A 14,991-nucleotide genomic window follows, 5' to 3' on the forward strand; every position below is an offset into this window, starting at 1 on the left:
CATCGCAACGGTCAGGACCGACCCGTCTGGCGAACGGAATTCGCGGTTCTTCTGATGTTCAGGCGTGTCGGTGCCTGACCGGGTATGATCTATGATGGCGTAGGCTTTTCAACAGCTTTGTTGAATCCATCAGACCAAATGATGCCACGCCAGGCGCAAGGCAGCACATACCGATCGTCGGACCGCAGGACGTTTTGGCGGCTCAGTCTTCAGCGCGGTCGGCGCGCCAGGCGTCGGGATGCTTCGACTGCCGCTGCGCCAGAACGCCCGAGGCCTTGAGCCGCGCTTTCAGATCCTCGACCGGCGGTGCATAGACGAAGCCGAAGGACACGCAGTCGTCCCGTCCCTCGACCGCGTGATGCAGCCGGTGCGCCTGGTAAAGCCTGCGGAAATAGCCCCGCCGGGGAACATAGCGAAACGGCCATCGCTGGTGGACCAGCCCGTCATGGACGATGAAATAGATCACGCCATAGACGGACGCACCGACCGCCACCCACCACAGCCAGGGCCACCAGGCGCTGCCGATCGCGAACAGCAGGATCGAGATCACGGCGAAGACCACGGCGTAAAGGTCGTTCTTCTCGAAGGGACCGTGGGTTTCCTCGTGGTGCGACTTGTGCCAGCCCCAGCCCAGGGGGCCGTGCATGATCCAGCGATGGACGGAATAGGCGATGCCCTCCATGGCCGCTACGGTCAGGACGACGATGATAATTGGCATCAGGATGTTCATGCGCCACCCTTTTCCCGGGTCGAGGGCAGCCGCCACCACGGCACCGACGGGTAAAGGTGGTGTTCGTGGTGATAGCCGCCGAAGTGAAAGCAGGTCAGCAGCGACAACGGATCGCCGAACCGCGTGGACCGGGCATTGTGCCGGTCGGGAAAGGCGTCATGCCCCGGCCGGTGCGGCAGCCAGGTGCCAAAGATGAAAAGCTGCATCGAAGCCAGGATCGAGGGCACGGCCCAGAATGCCACATAAGGCCAGCGTGGCCCCAGGATCAGCGCATAAAGGATGACCGAACTGCCCAGCACCCAGAACTCTCGCCAGCCGAAATAGGTGCGCACGAAGTCGATGTACCACGCGACCGGCCCGCCATGGCTGAAGTCGGGATCGTCGTCGGTGCCTGCGTGGCGATGATGGGCCATGTGCTTGACGATCAGCTTGCGCCAGGAAAACCCCGCGAAAAGCAGCAGCGCCACGGTCCCGAACGCCCGGTTCATCCGGGGGCTTCCCGGAACGATCGCCCCATGCATCGCGTCATGGGCGACGATGAACAGCCCGACCGACAGCCAGGTCAGCACGATCAGGCAGGCGATCGCCAAAAGGGGCGCATCTGCCGCCTCCAGGTGCCAGACGGCAAAGACATGCAGGGCGATCCAGGCGCAGATCACCCCGGCCGCCAATGCGGCACCTAGGAGGCTGGACGAGGGAAAGCGTCGCGCTGTTTCGGACAAGCCCCGGCTCCTTGCTCATGGTGTGTCACCTGCCACAATCTAGAGCGATGCTTCGGCGGATTCTACCCCGGGCGTTGTGGTCAGGGCGCGGGCGATGGCACCGTTTTTGCCAACAGGCGCAGGCATATTGCGGGGCCGTCCTTGTCCTGATTTCCGCAGATCAGTTCACAATTCGTCGAACACTGCCATGCGGTCTGTTGTTTTCCTTCGGGTGCCTGTCCGGCCCATCGGGAACAGCCACGCCCTTATCCCGACGGTGTTGGCCGTTCATGGACAGCCGCTTCTTCCTGGGAAGCGGTGCAATGAGGTGCGGGGCGGCCGGGGCGCAAAGCTGCAACTTCGCGCCCCACCCGATCTTTTCAGCTACAGCCGCTTGTTCCGCCGCAGGTGTTGCACTTCATGCAGGTCCCGTTGCGCACCAGCGTATAGTTTCCGCATTCCCCGCAAGGATCGCCCTCGTAGCCCTGCATCTTGGCCTTCATGCGCAGGTCCATCGCGCCAGGCTCGGCCGCCATGATCGCCGTGGCAGACACCCCGGTCTGCAAGACCATCAGATCCTGGGGCAGGCGCTTGCGCAGGTATCCCGCGCTGCTGATCTGCTTCAGCATGGTCAGGGACTTCAGTTCCGACTGCTCGCTGACTGGTGTGACGTTCAGGTTCTCGCGCTCGCCTCCGCCCATGTCGTCGAAACGGGCACCCTCGGGTTTGACATGCGCCAGATCCGTGCGGTCCAGATAGGACACCGCCAGTTCGCGGAAGACATAATCTAGGATCGAGGTCGCGTTCTTGATGCTGTCATTGCCCTGCACCATGCCCGCAGGCTCGAAGCGGGTGAAGGTGAAGGCGTCCACGAACTCCTCCAGCGGGACGCCGTATTGCAGGCCCACGGACACGGCGATGGCGAAGTTGTTCATCATCGCCCGGAAGCCCGCGCCTTCCTTGTGCATGTCGATGAAGATCTCGCCCAGCTTGCCGTCATCATATTCGCCGGTGCGGACATAGACCTTGTGCCCGCCCACGACCGCCTTCTGGGTGTATCCCTTGCGGCGCTGCGGCAGTTTCTCGCGGTGGCTGCGCACGACCTCCTTGACGATGATCTTCTCGACGATCTTCTCGGCCACCAGGGCGGCCTTTTCCTGCGCGCTGCCGGTGGCGAGGATCTCCTCGGCCTCCTCGTTATCCTCGACCAGGGCCGAGGCCAAGGGCTGGGACAGCTTGGATCCGTCGCGGTACAGCGCATTGGCCTTGATGCCCAGCGACCAGGACAGCTCGTATGCGGCAAGCGCATCGGCGATGGTGGCGCTGTTGGGCATGTTGATCGTCTTGCTGATCGCGCCCGAGATGAAGGACTGCGCCGCCGCCATCATGCGGATATGGCTTTCGACCGACAGGTAGCGCTTGCCGGTCTTGCCGCAGGCGTTCGCGCAGTCGAAGACGGGCAGGTGTTCGGCCTTCAGATGCGGCGCGCCTTCCAGCGTCATGGTGCCGCAGACATGGTCGTTGGCCGCGTCGATCTGGGCGCGGGTGAAACCCAGGTGGCGCAGCAGGTCGAAGGTCGGGTCGGCCAGCTTGTCGGCGGGGATGCCCAGCGTGCCCTTGCAGAAATCCTCGCCCAGGGTCCATTGGTTGAAGACGAAGCGGATGTCGAAGGCCGTGGCAAGTGCTGCCTCGATCTTCTCGATCTCGGCCAGGCCGAAGCCGTGACCGGCAAGCGCGGTGTGGTTGATGCCGGGGCAGTTGCCAAGCGTGGCATGGCCGACGGCATGGGCCACGATCTCCTCGATCTGTGCGGGGGCATAGCCCAGCGTAGTCAGCGCCGCCGGAACAGACTGGTTGATGATCTTGAAGTATCCGCCGCCTGCCAGCTTCTTGAACTTGACCAGGGCGAAGTCGGGTTCGATCCCCGTGGTGTCGCAGTCCATGACCAGGCCGATGGTGCCGGTCGGCGCGATCACCGTGACCTGGGCGTTGCGGTAGCCGTGATCCTCGCCCAAGGCCAGGGCCTCGTCCCAGGCCTGGCGGGCGATGGCGACAAGGCGGGCATCGGGGCAGTTGTCGCCGTCCAGTTCCACCGGGGCCACGTTGACGCCCTGATAGGCGCCGGTGCCATGGGCCGCCGCGCGGTGGTTGCGGATCACCCGCAGCATGTGACCGGCGTTCCTCGCATATCCGGGGAAGGCGCCCAGTTCCGCCGCCATCTCGGCGCTTGTCGCATAGGCCACGCCGGTCATGATCGCGGTCAGCGCGCCACACAGCGCGCGGCCCTGGTCGCTGTCGTAACCCAGGCCCATGTTCATCAAGAGCCCGCCGATATTGGCATAGCCCAGGCCCAGCGTGCGGAAGTCATAGGAGCGCTGCGCGATTTCCCTGCTGGGGAATTGAGCCATCAGCACGCTGATCTCCAGCGTGACGGTCCACAGCCGGGTGGCATGGACATAGGCGTCGGCATCGAACCGGCCATCCGCGAAGAAGGTCAGCAGGTTCATCGAGGCCAGGTTGCAGGCCGTGTCGTCCAGGAACATGTATTCGCTGCACGGGTTGCTGCCCCGGATCGGCCCATCCTCGGGGCAGGTGTGCCAGGCGTTCACCGTGTCGTGGAACTGGATGCCGGGATCGGCGCAGGCCCAAGCGGCATGGCCGATCTGGTCCCACAGCTCTCGCGCGCTGACGGTCTTGGCCACCGTGCCGTCAGTGCGGCGGATCAGCTCCCACGGCGCGTCGTCGCGCACGGCTTGCAGAAAGGCATCCGTCACCCGGACCGAGTTGTTCGAGTTCTGGCCCGAGACGCTGACATAAGCCTCACTGTCCCAGTCCGTGTCATAGGTCGGGAATTCGATGCTGTCGAAGCCCTGGCGCGCGTATTGCAGCACGCGGTTGACATAGGTTTCCGGGATCATCGCGCGCTTGGCGGCGCGGATCGCGGATTTCAGCGCGTCGTTCCGGGCCGGGTCGGTCTCGCCGTCGCCGTCGCGGATGGCTGCGAAGATGTCGTTCAGCCGCGCCTCATGCGCCTTGGACCCGGCGACAAGGGATGCGACCTTCTGTTCCTCGATAACCTTCCAGTTGATGAAGGCTTCGATATCGGGGTGATCCATGTCGCAGATCACCATCTTGGCCGCGCGGCGCGTGGTGCCGCCCGACTTGATCGCGCCCGCCGCCCGGTCGCCGATCTTGAGGAACCCCATCAGGCCCGAGGACTTGCCGCCGCCCGACAGCCGTTCCCCTTCGCCGCGCAGGGATGAGAAGTTGGTGCCGGTGCCCGATCCGTATTTGAACAGCCGCGCCTCGCGGACCCAAAGGTCCATGATGCCGCCTTCGTTCACCAAGTCGTCGCTGACCGACTGGATGAAACAGGCATGCGGCTGGGGATGTTCATAGGCGCTGTCGGATTTCACCAGCTTGCCGGTCTTGTGATCGACATAGAAATGCCCTTGGCTCGGGCCGTCGATCCCATAGGCCCAGTGCAGCCCGGTGTTGAACCATTGCGGGCTGTTCGGCGCGGCCATCTGGCGGGCCAGCATGAAGCGCATCTCGTCGTGATAGGCGCGGGCGTCTTCTTCGTTGGAAAAATACCCGCCTTTCCAACCCCAATAGGCCCAGGCCCCGGCCAGCCGGTCGAAGACCTGCCGGGCGCTGGTTTCGCCGCCGTAACGCTGGTCGGCGGGCAGGGCGGCAAGCGCATCCTCATCGGCCACGCTGCGCCACAGGAACTCGGGCACGCCCTTTTCCTTGACGCGCTTCAGCGCCGCAGGAACGCCCGCCTTGCGGAAGTATTTCTGGGCGATCACGTCGCTGGCGACCTGGCTCCACCCTTGGGGGATTTCCACCTGGTCGTTGCGGAAGACGATCTTGCCGTCGGGATTGCGGATCTCGCTGGTGGTGGTCGTGAAGGCGATGTCGCCATAAGCGCCCCCGGCGAGGGTGGTAAAACGCCGTTCGATCTTCATGCCCGTAGCCTTTCCTATCGTCGTCCCCCAATCCGCGACTTGCGCCAGGCAGCAGACAGCCACCCCATCGCCATGGCGATGGATCCGGGCGGCGGCACCGCCCGTCGGTCGAAATCACGAAGCGACGGGTCTTGGTGATTGTCGATTCACCTTCCACCACATCTGGTATGACCAACGCCGCAGGCCACAAGATTGATCCTGTTTATGCGTCGATGCAACGAATCTTATCTGTGGATAACTTGCCGGATCCGGCTTGACTGGGCCCTTGATGCGGAGCCGCGGGATTCGCTCACAGCAACGGCCACGCAGCTGTCTTCAACAGGACGGATGAGGCGATATTGCTGGCCGGGACAGGGACTTGGCGGGTCCATTCCCGCGCTTATCCACAGGGTTGTCCCAAGGTCATCCAACCCTTTTGCACAGCCGATGCAAATCTGCCACAAAGGGCCATGTTCAGCGCAGGGGATGGATCACGCCGCGGTCGGTGACGATCAGGTCCAGCACCTCATCGAACGGCTCTGCCGGGATCTCGGGCAGCTCCTGGACCGCGAAAGCCAGTCCGATGGCCGTCACGTTGCCCGTTTCACGCAGCAATTGCAGGGTCCGGTCATAGTATCCGCCGCCATAGCCGATGCGGTTGCCCTGCCGGTCGAACCCGGCAAGCGGCACGATCAGCACCTGGGGCCGCAGGACGGGTTGCGAATCAGGCGGGTGCGACGTGCCGAAGGATCCGGGCACCAGGGCCTCGCCGTTCCACTGGCGAAAGACCAGGGGCACGGCCTTGCCGGGAACCACCGGCAGGCAGACCGGACCGTCATGGGCCTCCATGGCGGGGCGGGGGTCGGCCTCGTCCCGCATGGGCCAATAGCCGGACAGAACCTTGCCCCCATGCGGCGCCAGTGCCGCGATCAGATGCCGGCCCAGTGCGTCCTGATCGCCGCCTTGCGCACGGGCAGCCAGGGCGCGGGCGCGGAGGGCGGCCTTTTCGACATCGCTCATAGCAGGATCACCGTGGCCAGGCCCAGAAAGGCGAAGAAGCCCACCACGTCCGTCACCGTGGTCACGAAGGTGGGCGAGGCAAGCGCCGGGTCGGCCCCCAGCTTTTCCAGCGCCAGCGGCACCAGGATGCCCGCAAGCGCGGCGATCGTCAGGTTGATGATCATCGCCAGCCCGATCACCGCGCCCAGGCCGAAGTTGCCGAACCAGAAATAGGTGACGGTCCCGATGGCCAGCCCGAAGATCGCGCCGTTCAACAGGCCCACCACGACCTCGCGCCGGATGACGCGGACCGAATTGTCGCGGGTCAGGTCCTTGGTCGCCAGCCCGCGCACCGCCACCGTCAGCGTCTGCGTGCCCGCGTTCCCGCCCATGGAGGCCACGATCGGCATCAGCACCGCCAGCGCGACCAGTTGCGCGATCGAGCTTTCGAACAGCCCGATCACCGATGCCGCCGCGACCGCCGTCAGGATGTTGGTGGCAAGCCAGGGCACGCGCTGCCGTGCGGTCTGCATCACGCTGTCGGTCAGGCTCGATTCCTCGCCCACGCCTGCCAGCAGCAGAATGTCTTCCTCGTGTTCCTCGTCCAGGACGGCCATGGCATCGTCGATGGTGATGATGCCCACCAGCCGGTCGTCGCGGTCCACCACGGGTGCGGAAATCAAGTGATACTGGTTGAAGACATAGGCCACGTCCGCTTCCTCGGCGAAGGCGCTGATGGTGCGGAAGCTGTCCTCGGTGATGTCGCGTAGGGGCGTCGCGTGGCTTGATGCCAGCAGGCGGCCCAGCGTGACATAGCCCAGGGGATGCCGGCGCGGATCGACCAGGACGATGTGATAGAACTGCTCGGGCAGCCATTCCTCGGTTTGCAGGAAGGCCACGGCCTCGCCCACGGTCCAGTGTTCGGGCGCGGTGACGACCTCGGACTGCATCAGGCGGCCGGCGGAATATTCGGGATAGGCCAGCGACTGCTGGACGGCGGCGCGGTCGGTGGCGTCAAGGGCGGCCAGGATTTCCTGGCGCTCGGGCTCGTCCATGTCCTCGACAAGGTCCACGACGTCGTCGCTGTCCATTTCGCGGACGGCTTCGGCGACGACCTCGGGGGGCAACTGCTCGATCACCTCGTCGCGGATCGCCTCGTCGATCTCGGACAGGATCTCGCCGTCGATCTCGCCGCTGTAAAGGCTCAGGAAGGCGCGGCGGCCTGCAGGGGGCAGGCGTTCGATGATGTCGGCGATGTCGGCGCCGTGCATCGGTTCCAGCAGGACGTTCAGCCGTTCCGCATCGCCCGCCTGGACGGCGTCGTCGATCTGGTCCAGCAGTTCCTGCCGCGGCAGGAATTCGTCCTCGGCGGCCTGCTGGTCGGGGATCTGGTCGGTCATGCGGCCCCCCCGTTCAGCAAGGCCAGCGCAGCCCGGTGCAGTTCGGCCGAGGCCGCCGCGATGACCTGGCCCCCCTGATGCGCGGGGCCGCCCTGCCAGTTGGTGACGATCCCGCCCGCTGCCTGGACCACCGCAAGCGGACCGGCGATGTCATAGGATTGCAGCCCCGCCTCGATCACCAGATCCACCTGGCCCAGGGCCAGCAGGCCATAGGCATAGCAATCGAGGCCATAGCGCGTCAGACGCACCTGACCGGACACGCGGCGAAAGGCCTCGGCCTCGGCCGGGGTGCCGACTTCGGGATAGGTCGTCAGCAACGTGGCCTGCGCCAGGTCGACCTTGCGGACAGCCAGGGGATATTCGCCGGAATCCGTGACAAGCCGCGCCCGGCCCAGGCCCCCTTCGAACCGTTCGCGGGTATAGGGCTGGTCGATCAGGCCATAGATGATGTCTTGCCCGTCAGATACGCCGATCAGCACCCCCCAACTGGCCGCGCCGCACAGGAAGGCACGGGTGCCGTCGATGGGATCCAGGATCCAGGTCAGGCCGCTGGAGCCTTCGGTCTTGCCGTATTCCTCGCCCAGGATGGCGTCATCGGGGCGCAGCCGGGCCAGCACCTCGCGCATGGCACGTTCGGCCGCGCGGTCGGCCTCGGTCACGGGGTCGAAGCCCGTCTGCCATTTGTTGTCGGCGGCAAGGCCCGTGCGGAAGAACGGCAAAATGGCCGCGCGCGCGGCATCGGCCATCTGATGCGCCGCATTGATGATGTCCTGCGCGTCCTGCATCGCTGCCTCCTGCCTGGTTTCCACCGACAGGACTAGCGCGAACGGCATCGGCCTGCCAGTGGGGGGCAGACAGGCAAAGGCGCGGGTTGACCCCGCGCCCCTCGCGTCAGGCGGCGTCGGACAGGACGCGGGCCAGTTCGAAGATCTGGCGGCGCTGCGCCACCGGCATGGTGTAATAGGCGCGCACCAGTTGCAGCGCCTCCTTGTCCGCCAGGATGTCGCCCGCGATGTTTTCGGGCACATCGCCTTCGTGCAGCCCTTCGAAGAAGAAGCTGACGGGCACGTCCACCGCGCGGGCAATATCCCACAGCCGGGATGCCGAGACGCGGTTCATCCCGGTTTCGTATTTCTGGATCTGCTGGAACTTGATACCAACCTTGTCGGCCAGTTGTTGTTGGGTCATTCCGATCATCCAGCGACGATGCCGGATACGCTTGCCAACATGAACATCAACACCGTGTTTCATCGTTACCACCTCATGCAATCTAAGGAAGCACTAGCTTAACCTTTCTCAATTTTCGAGTGTTAAACTGGTTAACGGCCCCGTTCCTGACCAAAAAGACAGGTCTGCCACCGCTGTTGTCCGGCCCAGATAAGAGGATGAAGGATTTGACGAAAACTTCCGCGACAGTCGGTTTGGACGAAATCCGAATCGCCGTGGTCAGACAACTGGGGGATGATCCGGTCGTCGATCGGCAGGCTGCGCCGCAACCGGGGCCGGACCGGGTTCTGGTTCGGCTGCGCGCGGCGGCGCTGAACTTCGCCGATCTTCTGAAGGCGCGCGGAGAATACCAGGAACGCCAGGAGCCGCCCTTCGTCCCCGGCCTGGAAGGTGCGGGGGAAATCCTGTCGGCCCCGCCGGGCAGCGGCTTTCGCCCCGGCGACCGTGTCGCCGTCCTGGCGGCGGGAACGATGGCCCAGACGATCGCGGTCCCATCCGCCGCCTGCACCGCCATCCCCGACGCCATGACCTTCGAGCAGGCGGCCGGTTTCCAGATCGCCTATGGCACCAGCCATCTGGCCCTTGCCGCCCGCGCGCACCTGAAGGCCGGCCAGACCCTGGCGGTCCTGGGCGCGGCGGGCGGGGTCGGCCTGACGGCGGTCGAGATAGGGCGGGCCATGGGCGCCCGCGTCATCGGCGTGGCGCGGGGGCAGGATCGGCTGGACACGGTGCGCGCGGCGGGCGCCGATGTCGTGATCGACAGCGCCGGATGCGCCGACCTGAAAGGGGCATTGCGGGATCTGGGCGGCGTCGATGTCGTCTATGACGCCGTGGGCGACAGCGCCGGAGAGGCCGCCTTCCGCGCGCTGAACCCCGGCGGGCACTTCCTGGCGATCGGCTTTGCGGGCGGCAGGCCCCCGGTCCTGCCCCTCAACCATGCGCTGGTCAAGAACATCTCGATCCACGGCTTCTATTGGGGCGGCTATGCCAGGCTGGATCCGCAGGCGGTGTCGGACAGCATGGCAAGCCTGTTCCGCATGTTCCGGGACGGCAGGCTGGCGCCGGTCGTGGGGCAGGTCATGGCCCTGGACCGTATCGCCGAGGCCTTCGACCTGCTGCGCAGCCGCAAGTCGGTGGGCAAGATCGTCGTGACCTTGTAACATCTGCGTAAAGCAGTGGGGATCCGATCCCTTAACGGCATTGAATCACGGGCGTATCATGCCAATATGATGCCCATAAACCGGCAGGCGCCGGCACGCCTCTAGAGGGAGAGATTGATGGCAGATTACAACACTTACCGCACCACGCAGAGCGTCGGCGCCCGTCAAGGGGTGATCGACGAAGGGCTGCGGGCCTATATGAACAAGGTTTATGGGCTGATGGCGGTCGGCATGGGTGTAACCGCCGTCGCCGCCTATGGCATCAGCACCGCCGCCGTGGACGCGTCGGGACAGCTGACCCAGCTGGGAACGGCGCTTTACGCCTCGCCCCTGAAATGGGTGGTCATGTTCGCCCCGCTGCTGGTGGTCTTCGCCTTCGGCGCCGCGCTCAACCGCCTGTCGGTGCAGGCGGCGACGATGCTGTTCTATGGCTTCGCGGCGCTGATGGGCGTCTCGATCAGCTCGATCTTCCTGGTCTTCACCGGAACCTCGATCGTGCAGACCTTCCTGGTGACGGCCATCGCCTTCGCGGGCCTGTCGCTGTGGGGCTATACCACGAAGAAGGACATCTCGGGCTGGGGCAGCTTCCTGATCATGGGCGTGATCGGCCTGATCGTGGCCTCGATCGTGAACATCTTCCTGCAATCCTCGGCGATGCAGTTCGCGATCTCGGTCCTGGGCGTGCTGATCTTTGCGGGCCTGACCGCCTATGACACGCAGAACATCAAGAACACCTATCTGCAAATGGCCGGTTCGGACCGCGACTTCCTGGGCAAGACCGCCATCATGGGTGCCTTGCAGCTGTACCTGGACTTCCTGAACCTGTTCATGTTCCTGCTGCAGTTCATGGGCAACCGCGAGTGATCTGCAGGGCAGCCTGACAGCTTCAACCCCCGCCCGACCGGCGGGGGTTTTTCATTGGAGAGCATCCAACAGGGCCGGACCTGTCATGGCAGGGTGCGTTCCATTGCCGACATATGGCCGAGGAGCAAGGCGCAGGTGATTGGCCTGCCTCCGGGGATGGGCTAAGCCCGCCGCCAGAATCATGACAAGAGAAGACGATGGGCTATTTTCCAACCTGGCGCCCGGCAACCGGCGCGACTGTTCTTCCCGATGAGAAACTGCCACTGGCCGCCGCCGTCCCGATGAGCGTGCAGCACCTGCTGGCTATGTCGGGATCGACGATCCTGGCGCCGCTGATCATGGGCTTCGACCCGAATGTCGCGGTGTTCTTTTCCGGCATCGGCACGCTGCTGTTCTTCTTCATCACCGGGGGGCGGGTGCCCAGTTACCTGGGATCGTCCTTCGCCTTCATCGCCGTGGTCATGGCCGCGACCGGCTTTGCCGGGGGCGGGGCCAACCCGAATATCGGCGTGGCCCTGGGCGGGATCATTGCGGCGGGGCTGGTCTATGCGCTGATCGGGCTGGTGGTGATGGCGGCCGGGACAGGCTGGGTGGAACGGCTGATGCCGCCTGCCGTGACCGGGGCCATCGGCGTGTCCATCGGGCTGAACCTGGCCCCGGTGGCCGTGGGGCAGCTCAAGGGCAGCATGGCGCATCTGTCCATCGCGCTTGCGACGGTGCTGTGCATGGCGATGGTGTCGGCCTATGGCGGTCGGACCACGCGGCGCATCGCGGTGCTGATCGCGCTTGCCTTCGGCTATGGGCTGGTGCTGGTCCTTGGCAACGGCGCGGGCATCGTGCCGGGCATCGACTTCGGCCGGGTCGGGCAGGCGGCATGGTTCGGCATTCCCAATTTCACCGCGCCAGAGTTCGACTGGACCGCGATCAGCATGATCGCCCCCGTCGCCGTCGTCCTGGTGGCCGAGAACCTGGGCCATATCAAGGCGCTTGGGTCGATCACCGGGCAGAACATGGACCGCTATATCGGGCGCGGCTTTCTGGGCGACGGGCTTGCCACGATGATCGCCGGGGCAGGCGGCGGGACCGGGGTCACCACCTATGCCGAAAACATCGGCGTCATGGCGATGACCAAGGTCTATTCCACGTTGATCTTTCCGATGGCCGCCGCCATCGCGATCCTGCTGGGCCTGTCACCCAAGTTCGGGGCGATCCTGCAGACGATCCCCGCACCTGTCCTGGCGGGGCTGGCGGTGTCGGTCTTCGGCCTGATCGCCAGCGCCATGGCGCGCATCTGGGTCGATAACCGCGTGGATTTTTCCGACCCGCGCAACCTGTTCACCGTGGGCGTGGCGCTGATCCTGGGGGCGGGCGATTTCACCGTCAACATCGCCGGCTTTGCCCTGGGCGGGATCGGCACGTCGACCTTTGCGGCGCTTGCGATCTATCAGCTTCTGGGGATCGGGCGCGACCGGCGCGCCTGACCATCAGGCCTCGGCAAGCTGCGAGACCAGCAGCTTGTCGATCCGCCGGCCGTCCAGGTCCACGACCTCGATCTGCCAGCCCGATACGGTGACGCGCGCGCCCACGTCGGGCAGAACGCCCGCCCGGTCCAGCACAAGGCCGGCGACGGATTCGTATCCGCGATCCTCGGGCAGGGTGATGCCGATCATTTCCGCGAATTCGTCGGCGGGCATCCAGCCCGCGACCAGCCAGCTGCCATCCTCGCGCTGGGTGGCCTTGGGTTCGTCGTCGCCGGGTTCGGGGAAATCGCCCGCGATCGCCTCCAGCAGGTCCATGGCGGTGATCACGCCCTCGAAGTGGCCGTATTCATCATAGACCAGCAGCATATGGGCAGGGCTGGCCTTCAACTCCTCGATCACGTTCAGCGCGGGCAGGCCTTCGCGGATCACCGGAACCTCCTGCACCAGGGGGCGCAGGTCCGTCACATCCTCGATCATCAGGTCGCGCAGGGTGATGACGCCGATGATCTCGTCGTCCGAACCGTCGCGCACCAGCAGGCGCGACCGGCGGCTGTCCCGGAACCGTTGCAGCACATCCGCGGCCGGTTCGTTCACATCCACGGATTCGACCTCGTGCCGGGGTGTCATCAGACCGCGCGCGGTCCGATCGGCGATGCGCATGACGCCCGCGATCATCTCGGTCTCGGCGGGTTCGATCACGCCTGCGGTGCGCGCCTCGGACAGCATCACCCGGATTTCCTCGTCCGAGATGCCGCGCTCGGATTCGCCGGACTGTCCCAGAAGCCGCAGGACGATGTTGCCGGACTTGTCGAGGATCCAGACGATGGGCGCGGCGATGCGCGAGATGAACAGGATCAGCGGGGAAATGCGCACCGCCACCCCTTCGGGCGACCGCAGGGCGATCTGCTTGGGAACCAGTTCGCCGACGATCAGCGACAGATAGGTGATCAGCACCACCACGCCGCCCACGCCAAGCGTTTGTGCCAGGGCGGGGGACAACCCGCTGTCGATCAGCGCGGCGGACAGGCGCGCGCCCAGCGTCGCGCCGGAAAAGGCGCCCGACAGCACGCCCACCAGGGTGATGCCGATCTGGACGCTGGACAGGAAGCGGCCCGGTTCGGTCCCCAGATCAAGGGCGATTTCGGCGCCGCGGCTGCCTTCGGCCGCCATGACCTTCAGCCGTGCGGGCCGGGCCGATACGATGGCCAGTTCGGACATGGCCAGAACGCCGTTGAACATCGTCAGAAGCAGGACGATGATGATTTCCAGAAGCATCGGGTCTCTTTATCCAGCAGGTCGGGCTTTTCGCAATCTGCACGAAGCGCGAGGCAGTGCAAAGCCTTGAAGGTGATCTGCCGGATCGAATCGGCAAAACAAGGCGCCCCCAGGGGCGCCTTGCCATTGTCGGTGTTATTCGCCGGCGGGGTGGGATTGGGCCCGTTCGGCCTTGTCCCCGGTGGTTTTCCACAGCGAATAGACCACGCCCACGCCCAGGATCGCGAAGGTGATGCCCAGCGACCAGGTCGGCGGAAACTTTTCCCAGCCCATCAGGTCGGCGATGAAGATCTTGGATCCGATGAAGACCAGCAGGATCGACAGCGCGTATTTCAGATAGGCAAAGCGGTGCAGGATCGCCGACAGCGCGAAATACAGCGCCCGCAGGCCAAGGATCGCGAAGATGTTCGACGTATAGACGATATAGGGGTCGGTCGTGATCGTGAACACGGCGGGCACCGAATCGACGGCGAAGACCAGGTCCGCGATCTCGATCATCACAAGCGCCATCAGCAGCGGCGTGCCAAAGCGCACCAGCTTGCCGGTCCTGGGATCGGCCTGCTTGACGACGAACTTGTTGCCGTGAAGCTGATCGGTGATGCGGAAATGCTTGCGCATGAAGCGCACCAGTCTGTTGCCCTCCAGGTCGTGGGACGCTTCTTTCACGAACATCATCTTGATGCCGGTGAAGATCAGGAAGACCGCGAACAGATACAGCACCCACTGATAGTTCGCCACGATCGTCGCGCCCAGGCCGATCATGATCGCGCGCAGCACGATAACGCCCAGGATACCCCAGAACAGAACCCGGTGCTGGTATTCGCGGGGAATGGCGAAGAAGCCGAAGATCAGCGCGATGACGAAGATGTTGTCCATCGCCAGCGTTTTTTCGACCACGAAGGCCGTCAGGTACTGGGCCGCCGGTTCGGTCCCCATCTGCCAATAGACGAAGCCGGAAAAGGCGACGCCCAGAACGATGTACATCGCCGACATGCGCAGGCTTTCGGCGATGCCGATTTCCTTGCTGTCCTTGTGCAGGACGCCCAGGTCGAATGCCAGAAGGGCGATCACCACGCCCAGAAACAGCAGCCACATCCACAGCGGCTTGCCCAGAAATGCGAGTAGAAGAAGTTCCATATGCCCTCATCGTTGCTGATGTGCATCGATGCCAAGGGCTTCGCCAGGTCAGGGCCACTTTGCATCGAGG

12 protein-coding genes are annotated in these 14,991 nt (G+C 64.7%); 3 read left to right on the plus strand and 9 right to left on the minus strand.

Annotation, left to right across the window (positions count from 1 at the left end):
• Window positions 1-202: 202 nt before the first annotated feature.
• From IEX25_RS03280 to IEX25_RS03310, 7 genes are all read right to left on the minus strand, one after another.
• Complete coding sequence (locus tag IEX25_RS03280) at window positions 203-718, minus strand: sterol desaturase family protein (protein WP_229665015.1); 516 nt, start codon at window positions 716-718, stop codon at window positions 203-205.
• A gap of 8 nt (window positions 719-726) precedes the next feature.
• Window positions 727-1,452 (minus strand): fatty acid desaturase, encoded by a 726-nt coding sequence (locus IEX25_RS03285; RefSeq protein ID WP_229665016.1) that lies wholly within the window; start codon window positions 1,450-1,452, stop codon window positions 727-729.
• A 359-nt stretch (window positions 1,453-1,811) separates the two neighbouring features.
• Entirely contained in the window at window positions 1,812-5,399 is a 3,588-nt protein-coding gene (locus tag IEX25_RS03290) for a vitamin B12-dependent ribonucleotide reductase (RefSeq protein WP_188714029.1), read from the minus strand.
• Window positions 5,400-5,852: 453 nt separating this feature from the next.
• The gene (locus tag IEX25_RS03295; RefSeq protein ID WP_188714030.1) at window positions 5,853-6,398 is read right to left on the minus strand and encodes a 5-formyltetrahydrofolate cyclo-ligase; all 546 of its coding nucleotides are present in this window, start codon (window positions 6,396-6,398) and stop codon (window positions 5,853-5,855) included.
• Window positions 6,395-7,777: a magnesium transporter gene (gene mgtE, locus IEX25_RS03300; RefSeq protein ID WP_103173299.1), complete on the minus strand. Its 1,383-nt coding sequence runs from the start codon at window positions 7,775-7,777 to the stop codon at window positions 6,395-6,397. The genes IEX25_RS03295 and mgtE overlap by 4 nt, the downstream gene beginning before the upstream one ends.
• Entirely contained in the window at window positions 7,774-8,562 is a 789-nt protein-coding gene (locus tag IEX25_RS03305) for an inositol monophosphatase family protein (protein WP_188714309.1), read from the minus strand. Before IEX25_RS03305 ends, mgtE begins: the two co-directional genes overlap by 4 nt.
• Before the next feature lie 106 nt (window positions 8,563-8,668).
• Window positions 8,669-9,028 (minus strand): helix-turn-helix domain-containing protein, encoded by a 360-nt coding sequence (locus IEX25_RS03310; RefSeq protein WP_103173300.1) that lies wholly within the window; start codon window positions 9,026-9,028, stop codon window positions 8,669-8,671.
• Window positions 9,029-9,171: 143 nt separating this feature from the next.
• On the opposite strand from IEX25_RS03310, the gene IEX25_RS03315 reads away from it, so the two are divergent.
• The 3 genes from IEX25_RS03315 to IEX25_RS03325 all read left to right on the plus strand — a co-directional run bounded on the left by IEX25_RS03315 (window position 9,172) and on the right by IEX25_RS03325 (window position 12,509).
• On the plus strand, window positions 9,172-10,164 hold the full coding sequence (locus tag IEX25_RS03315; RefSeq protein ID WP_229665017.1) for an NADPH:quinone oxidoreductase family protein: 993 nt from the start codon (window positions 9,172-9,174) through the stop codon (window positions 10,162-10,164).
• Between the two features lie 117 nt (window positions 10,165-10,281).
• Window positions 10,282-11,028 carry a Bax inhibitor-1/YccA family protein gene (locus IEX25_RS03320; RefSeq protein WP_188714032.1) on the plus strand — a complete coding sequence of 249 codons (747 nt, stop codon included), beginning with the start codon at window positions 10,282-10,284 and terminating at the stop codon, window positions 11,026-11,028.
• A 197-nt stretch (window positions 11,029-11,225) separates the two neighbouring features.
• Complete coding sequence (locus IEX25_RS03325; RefSeq protein WP_188714033.1) at window positions 11,226-12,509, plus strand: solute carrier family 23 protein; 1,284 nt, start codon at window positions 11,226-11,228, stop codon at window positions 12,507-12,509.
• A gap of 3 nt (window positions 12,510-12,512) precedes the next feature.
• Here IEX25_RS03325 and IEX25_RS03330 read toward each other — a convergent pair whose 3' ends face one another.
• Entirely contained in the window at window positions 12,513-13,784 is a 1,272-nt protein-coding gene (locus tag IEX25_RS03330; protein WP_188714034.1) for a hemolysin family protein, read from the minus strand.
• Between the two features lie 135 nt (window positions 13,785-13,919).
• Window positions 13,920-14,921: a TerC family protein gene (locus IEX25_RS03335; protein ID WP_188714035.1), complete on the minus strand. Its 1,002-nt coding sequence runs from the start codon at window positions 14,919-14,921 to the stop codon at window positions 13,920-13,922.
• Between the last annotated feature and the right edge of the window lie 70 nt (window positions 14,922-14,991).

Source organism: Paracoccus acridae (genome assembly GCF_014642735.1).
GTDB lineage: Bacteria > Pseudomonadota > Alphaproteobacteria > Rhodobacterales > Rhodobacteraceae > Paracoccus > Paracoccus acridae.

Bases quoted from the DNA above. Each gene is read 5' to 3' on its own strand.
- IEX25_RS03280 (WP_229665015.1), bottom strand. From the start codon at position 718: ATGCCAATTATCATCGTCGTCCTGACCGTAGCGGCCATGGAGGGCATC.
- IEX25_RS03290 (WP_188714029.1), bottom strand. From the start codon at position 5,399: ATGAAGATCGAACGGCGTTTTACCACCCTCGCCGGGGGCGCTTATGGC.
- IEX25_RS03295 (WP_188714030.1), bottom strand. From the start codon at position 6,398: ATGAGCGATGTCGAAAAGGCCGCCCTCCGCGCCCGCGCCCTGGCTGCC.
- mgtE (WP_103173299.1), bottom strand. From the start codon at position 7,777: ATGACCGACCAGATCCCCGACCAGCAGGCCGCCGAGGACGAATTCCTG.
- IEX25_RS03305 (WP_188714309.1), bottom strand. From the start codon at position 8,562: ATGCAGGACGCGCAGGACATCATCAATGCGGCGCATCAGATGGCCGAT.
- IEX25_RS03310 (WP_103173300.1), bottom strand. From the start codon at position 9,028: ATGAAACACGGTGTTGATGTTCATGTTGGCAAGCGTATCCGGCATCGT.
- IEX25_RS03320 (WP_188714032.1), top strand. From the start codon at position 10,282: ATGGCAGATTACAACACTTACCGCACCACGCAGAGCGTCGGCGCCCGT.
- IEX25_RS03325 (WP_188714033.1), top strand. From the start codon at position 11,226: ATGGGCTATTTTCCAACCTGGCGCCCGGCAACCGGCGCGACTGTTCTT.
- IEX25_RS03330 (WP_188714034.1), bottom strand. From the start codon at position 13,784: ATGCTTCTGGAAATCATCATCGTCCTGCTTCTGACGATGTTCAACGGC.
- IEX25_RS03335 (WP_188714035.1), bottom strand. From the start codon at position 14,921: ATGGAACTTCTTCTACTCGCATTTCTGGGCAAGCCGCTGTGGATGTGG.